The following is a 6,276-nucleotide window of genomic DNA, read 5'->3' as shown; positions in this document are numbered from 1 at the left end:
GAAACGCTTGCACGGAAATCGAAAACCAGCTAAATAACCCTTAGTCCTGCTTCACAGGGTGGGGGAATTTGCGCGACCATAAGTGGGGGAGTTTCAACTGACCGTCCGGGTGTTCGTCGCCGAAGGCCAGGTGATTGCCGAGCACGAGCGCTGCATCAACCGCAGCCATGACCACGGCGAAACCATTTACGACTGGCGTCACTACCTGGCAGTCCTGCAGCGCAAACCCGGGGCGCTTCGCAACGGAGCGCCCTTCGCCGAGTTTCCAGCCGGCTTCCGCAGGCTGCAGGGCGTGCTGCTGAAGCGCCCCGGCGGCGACCGGGAGATGGTCGAGATTCTGGCGCTGGTCCTGCTGCACGACGAACAGATGGTGCTCACTGCAGTCGAGCTGGCGTTCGAGGCCGGCGCACCGAACAAGCAGACGGTGCTGAACATCCTGAGCCGGCTGCTCGACAGCCCGCCTGTGCCGCCGCTGCAGACGCCGCAGGCCTTCGCACTAACGGTTGAGCCACAGGCTAACGTGGGCCGCTACGACCGCCTGAGGAATCGGGAGGACGATCATGCAGCCTGACGTCATGATGCAGATGCTCAAGTCACTCAAGCTGCACGGTATGGCTCAGGCGTTAGGCGAACTCGCCGCCCAGGACTCGCCGGCCTACAAGTCAGCTTCGCTGGTGCTTGCCGGGTTGCTCAAGGCGGAAATCGCAGAGCGCGAAGTGCGTTCACTCGCGTACCAGATGAAGGCGGCACGCTTCCCGGCGTATCGCGACATCGGTGGCTTCGACTTCAGCTGCAGCGACGCCAACGAAGCGCTGGTGCGGCAACTGTACGAGTGCGAGTTCATCGACTCGGCACACAACATCGTTCTGGTGGGCGGACCTGGAACTGGAAAGACCCATCTGGCCACCGCGATCGGTGTGCAGGCACTCGAGCATCATCGCCGTCGCGTGCGCTTCTTCTCCACCATCGAACTGGTCAATGCGCTCGAACAGGAGAAGCTTGTGGGCAAGCCTGGGCAGCTTGCAACACGACTCGTGTACGCCGACCTCGTGGTGCTGGACGAACTCGGCTATCTGCCATTCAGCCAGACCGGCGGTGCGCTGCTGTTCCACCTGCTCAGCAAGCTCTACGAACGAACCAGCATCATCATCACCACCAATCTGAGCTTCGCCGAATGGGCCAGTGTGTTTGGTGACGCAAAGATGACGACGGCGCTGCTCGACCGGCTCACGCACCACTGCCACATTGTAGAAACAGGCAACGATAGCTATCGTTTCAGAAACAGCACGACGCAACCAAAGAAGGAGAGAAAGAAGACCCAGATACCCACCGAATAACCCGCAAGCTGGTCCAACGGGTGGGTCAGAATTCAATGCAAATCGTGGGTCAAGATTCCGCGCAAATCAACACGCTGGGGAGCCCGTTGATGAGCGCACCCCTCGTCAGCTCGACGCCCTGTTCACGAAGGGAGCCCGATATCGCCTCGCGGGCGAGGACCTGACGGTGTTTGCCGTACAGGGCCTGCTGGTCTCACCGAATTTCGACCGACATCCGAAGGTCGCCGCGGCTCTTCAGCCGGGGCAGACGTCGTCGTACTCGGAAGTCACCGCTTTGTGGACCGATGAGAACTGGGCGCAGATTGCACAGGAAGCGGCGCTGTACGCGTAAAGCAACAACACACATAACGCAAGGCAGAGAGAGTAACTATGGGTACCATTCCGAAGGTCCAGGCCGCATCGGCAAACGCCAAAGCCAGTGCAGCGTGCCAGAAGTCCTGCAACATGTGTGAGAAGAATGGTCTTCTGATTCTGCCGGTACGGTATGCAGCAGCAGCCGCGACCAATGCTCACAATCTCGGCGCGGCCACGGCGCTTGCCTTGCCCAAGGGACCGTTTGGTGACGGTGTCACAGGCGTAAGTGCCAAGAAAGCGAGCTACTTCCTGCGCTCGGTGCGCAAAGGGTTCATCCACGTCTATTACCCGTCCCAAAGCAAGTGGCAAATCTATGGCGTGACGTCAGAAGGCTATGTCTTCAACTACCCACTTGACGTCGACCTGCCCGAAACCCAGGAGAAGGGATTCAACTGCCAGCAGACCGGGCATAAGGAGCTCGCACAATGCATCAGCATCGACCATCCGCAGAAAGCCGGCAAGGTCTATCTGGCTTTCAGTGACGTACGCTGGACGGCCGCTGTGCGCAAGCGCTATGAAGCCAACGAAAATGGTTGCAGGGACCATCGAATGCAGCTCTTCGACGCAGCGGGATGGGCGAGCGGTAACCATTCGCAGAAGCATGCACAGACCATTGCACACGTTTCCGAGTACGTCCTTGAGTACAAAAACGGCGTAGACGTTTCCGCCCTTGTCTCGCCGTTCGCCTCTAAAAGTCGCGCAAGCGAGGCGAGCGGACTAAAGCAGCTCATGGACGCACACGAAAAGGGGGATGGTGTCTTCTTTGCGCTGTGGGACGCTGCCGGCATCACGCAGGAACTGAACGCGGAGCATATCGTCGGGTACGGCGCCGCGCTCAAGCCCTATCAACGCAAGATGTGGACTGCCAGTGCTATCGACGGACTGAAGGACGCCGTCGAAGAAGGTGCGGAACAAGACGAGAACGCCGCGGCCGAGCAATTGAAAGGGCAGGCGGCAGAGACCTACGCTCTCTACTCAATCTTCGATGGCGGCAAACGCTATGAAAAGGAAGTCAAGTCTATCGACGAGCAGAAGGACCGTGAGATGGCGTCGGTGAAGGACTCCGCCTGGGAGCCGTATGCGGAGTCGTACAGCGTCAATGCAGTCACGCAATTTCGAAATGACATGGCCACGCAGCTCCAGCAAGTTGAGAACAGTACGCTCAACCCGTTGGCGGAAGACCATGCGGCGTGGCTAAAGACTGGCATGAAAACAGTTTTTGCGTGGGACTATCATGAGCTTGACCCTGTCCGGGGTGTCAACTATGCCGAGCTGTTTCATGCCTGCATTGCGGGCTCCGCCGACAGGAAAGTCATTCTTGACCTGGTCATCGAGTGGGCGAAAGGGGACGTGAAGGACCGGCACAATCCGCTGCTACGGTCGTTGATATTGAACCACGACCCAACGGCAGAGAAGGCGAAGGAGGCTGCCGGATTTCCACTGCTCGAGCTGCGCGAGCCGCTCGCGAAGATGATTGAATCAAACAATGCGGCAAACGCGGTGCTGGAAGAAAAAGGTGGGGCGCTTGTCGCCCGGGCGGACAAGGTCGTAGCCAGAATACTGCATGAAGTGACAGGGCCGGTTGCCAACTTCGTAGCCAAGGGTGGCGATGTAGCAAGCGTTCGCGTTTTCACTGCGTGCATGTGTCTTCGTACGCACGCGACCATTATCTATAAGCCCGTTGAAGGAACAGTGAACCAGTGGATTTCCTATATGGCGCGACAGATGTACGAGCAGATGCCCGCGAACAAACGTCCGAGTCTGGGTTCGCTCAACGCAAACCTGCGTAAGTCCTTTCAGTCCTCGTCTCCCAAGGATGGTCCAATCAAGGTCCCGCAGTTCATCGTGTTTGACGCCAGGGAAGCCGTTGAATCGTCCTCGGGCGCAACGTCCCTCCGCGGCAGCGGGGCGGCAATCTTTGCTCCGGGCGTCCGCGCGGTACTGACGGAAGAAAATATCAATGAGAGTTTTCTTCCGAAGTTCAGGGCAATCACCCAAGGTGAGGTCGGATACGGCGTGATAGGCGTCATTTTCAACGCGGTAAACTGGATGCTTGCAAGCAAGGAGATGGAAAAGTCGAGTGCCCTGAACCGCAAGGAAACTCACGACAAATTCATAGCCGCTATCGTTTCGACAGGTGCTGCGGCCACGCAGACGGTTGGCAATGGCCTGAAAGCGCTCGGCGAGCTGGAGTTGCGCTTTTCGTCCATCATGGCGAAATATGGACCCTTCCTCGAAGTTGCCGGTCGGGTGGTTGGCGCTGCCGCAGGTCTGGTTGGAGCGTGGTACGACTTCAAGCAGTATCAGGCCGAGAGCAAAGCGGGCCATGGCATGCTGGCATGGCTATATCTGGGGTCCATGGCTGCAAGTATCCTTCTGTGTATCGCCACCATCGCCGGAGCCACGTTCCTGATATTCCCGCTTATCCTTATCCTGATTGTCATCGGCATACTGATAGCATGGAAGAAGCACCGCGAAATCAATGAATGGCTGAGCAAGTGCGTCTTCGGTACTGGAGAGGAAAAGTTCTCTGAGCAGGATGAACGCAAGCAGTTTGAAGCTCTGACATCGTAAGCGAGAAGATATGGCGTATGACCACATGACCCGGGTGGCCTTGAACCGACCGGTTGACGAAGAAGAAGCGGCACGGCGGATAGACGTTCGCAAACCGGTCGCGGACGAGGCTGCCGACGCCAATACCGTGTTCGGCTTGAACGATGTGTACCTGGAGGTTTGTGACGGCTCGTATTCGCAGATTGGATGGTGTCTGCTTGCCTCCCTGATTGGTTTTCCCGCGTTCATATTTTTCACGGTTGTGGCCATACAGGGCGCTGTGGAGGTGAACCCGGCTATGGTCAGGAACGGTGAGCAGGGTGCCTTCAGCATCGGGATGTGGGTCCTTGCGGTGGTGGGAGTGCTCTGCTGTGCGTTCACGGTAGTACTTCTCCTGCGCGACTGCTTCAACTACCGGCACAAATCTGTGCGGTTCAACCGTAAGACTCGCACGGTGTATGCGTTTCGGCACAACGGCCCGGGCGGTGTCATCGCCGTTCCATGGGATAAGGCATTCTTCTTTGTACACCGGCAGCCCTCCAATGCCACGTTTGGCGGAGCCCCCACTCTGATGCGCTGTTTCGTTCTTGACGACTCCGGCAAGAAAATCGTTGACACCTTCAGCTTTGGGCTTCGGACAGTCAACGGAGCGAAAGAGTCTACGCGCTACGGCAAACAGGTGCTTTATCAGGTCCAGGCCAACTTCGAGTTCATTCGCCGCTATATGGAAAACGGTCAGGATTCGCTGCCACCTGTGAAAAAGTATCTGCCACGCGGCCCCTCTCTTCTAGCCTCCATGAACATATGGTTCTACGGACTGCGGGACATTGGCAGCGTTAACGCGGGACTCCGCATTTTTTCTCTCATACTCAGTGTCCCAGTTTTTTTGCTGTCCGTGCTTCACTACATTGCACAGCTAACCTGTCGTGAACCGATATGGCCGGAGGACGTCGAGGCAGCATGCGACAACGTCCGGCCAGCGGTGGTAGCGGAAGTGTGACTGGCGATAGATGCCACCTTATGCAATGGCCTTACAAGTCGCGAGCCCGTTTGGCCCGCGGACGTCGAGGTTGCCTGCAGGGACACATCAGCCAAGCGGCTTGTGCGCGTCTAACGCGACGCCGCCAGCGAAGACATTGCTCACGGAGATGAAGACATGGGACGTAGATTCATTGTCCAGGGCGACACAACTGACCGTAACGGTGTCGTGATGGACGGCATAAGTGGGTCATCACTGGACGGGAAGCCGCTGGCTTATATCGGCGGCGTTGTCAAATGCCATAGCTGCGACAAGGAAGGTGTCATCATCACTGACGGTACGCCACATACCGTATCTGTGATGGGCAAGCAAGTCGCTTTGGAAAATGACCTCTGTAAATGCACGTGCGACCCGCTTCCGAAGCTCATTGCCTCACAGACGCGAGGCTCGCTATCGGCATAGTGACGATTGCCGCGCTGCACTCAACAGCAGAGTCGGGGCGCTGCTTCGTCGAGCCAAGAATCCGCGTAAGCGCTGACTGCTGCCTCACAAGGAGCACATCTACCGTCTTGCCCGGACGCAATCGAAACGCGTATCGGCAGACATCTCATATTGCTCATGGCGGAAACCCGTGTCGTGACGTCACGCCCTTTCGGGCTCTAATTCGCGCGCGCAAGCACGTCCACATTTAACTTTTCGCCATACATCCGATGCAAAAGAATTGCGGTCTTCTCATCGCCACCACAACGCTGATTCTCCTCACAGCCTGCCACAGCGCATCAGACAGCCCACTCGCTCGCGCAGCCGCCACGCTCGCAAAGACGGAGGCCCCGCATGATGCCCAGTGGGTCCAGCTCGATAGCAGTGACGCGGCCGTGCAGGAGTGTGCCATCAAGTTCCCGGACTCCGACCGCCCTTGGACCGCGCGCATCGGGCTCAAGCTGCGTAATTCGTGGAAGCTGGACACGCGTTTCGCGTGAAGGTGGACAGCGGTTTCGCGCGAAGCTGGACGTTCGGAGCGCAGCGACGCGGGGGTTTCGATATTTACTCTGA

Annotated in this window: 5 protein-coding genes and 1 pseudogene; all 6 read left to right on the top strand. The window is 57.9% G+C overall.

Annotated features, from left to right (window positions below):
- Window positions 1-109 precede the first annotated feature (109 nt).
- Window positions 110-571 (top strand): annotated as a pseudogene (locus tag KHO33_RS41350) (IS21 family transposase); the annotation flags it as partial.
- Window positions 561-1,337 (top strand): IS21-like element helper ATPase IstB, encoded by a 777-nt coding sequence (gene istB, locus KHO33_RS41345; RefSeq protein ID WP_121306549.1) that lies wholly within the window; start codon window positions 561-563, stop codon window positions 1,335-1,337. The pseudogene KHO33_RS41350 and the gene istB, both read left to right, overlap by 11 nt.
- A 166-nt stretch (window positions 1,338-1,503) precedes the next feature.
- Entirely contained in the window at window positions 1,504-1,668 is a 165-nt protein-coding gene (locus KHO33_RS42520) for a hypothetical protein (RefSeq protein ID WP_234480958.1), read from the top strand.
- Between the two features lie 38 nt (window positions 1,669-1,706).
- Window positions 1,707-4,265: a T6SS effector BTH_I2691 family protein gene (locus tag KHO33_RS41335; protein ID WP_200568486.1), complete on the top strand. Its 2,559-nt coding sequence runs from the start codon at window positions 1,707-1,709 to the stop codon at window positions 4,263-4,265.
- A 10-nt stretch (window positions 4,266-4,275) separates the two neighbouring features.
- Window positions 4,276-5,244, top strand: a complete 969-nt coding sequence (locus tag KHO33_RS41330) for a DUF6708 domain-containing protein (RefSeq protein ID WP_200568487.1) — start codon at window positions 4,276-4,278, stop codon at window positions 5,242-5,244.
- A gap of 156 nt (window positions 5,245-5,400) precedes the next feature.
- Complete coding sequence (locus KHO33_RS41325) at window positions 5,401-5,685, top strand: PAAR domain-containing protein (RefSeq protein ID WP_200568488.1); 285 nt, start codon at window positions 5,401-5,403, stop codon at window positions 5,683-5,685.
- The last annotated feature ends 591 nt before the right edge of the window (window positions 5,686-6,276 follow it).

This window comes from Paraburkholderia nemoris (assembly GCF_905221015.1).
Taxonomy (GTDB): domain Bacteria; phylum Pseudomonadota; class Gammaproteobacteria; order Burkholderiales; family Burkholderiaceae; genus Paraburkholderia; species Paraburkholderia nemoris.
Note: the sequence above shows the minus strand (reverse complement) of the source record. Positions and strands in the feature narration are given on the sequence as shown.

What these genes read in the sequence shown, in the direction of transcription:
- istB (WP_121306549.1), top strand. Translation starts at nt 561, where the DNA reads ATGCAGCCTGACGTCATGATGCAGATGCTCAAGTCACTCAAGCTGCAC.
- KHO33_RS41335 (WP_200568486.1), top strand. Translation starts at nt 1,707, where the DNA reads ATGGGTACCATTCCGAAGGTCCAGGCCGCATCGGCAAACGCCAAAGCC.
- KHO33_RS41330 (WP_200568487.1), top strand. Translation starts at nt 4,276, where the DNA reads ATGGCGTATGACCACATGACCCGGGTGGCCTTGAACCGACCGGTTGAC.
- KHO33_RS41325 (WP_200568488.1), top strand. Translation starts at nt 5,401, where the DNA reads ATGGGACGTAGATTCATTGTCCAGGGCGACACAACTGACCGTAACGGT.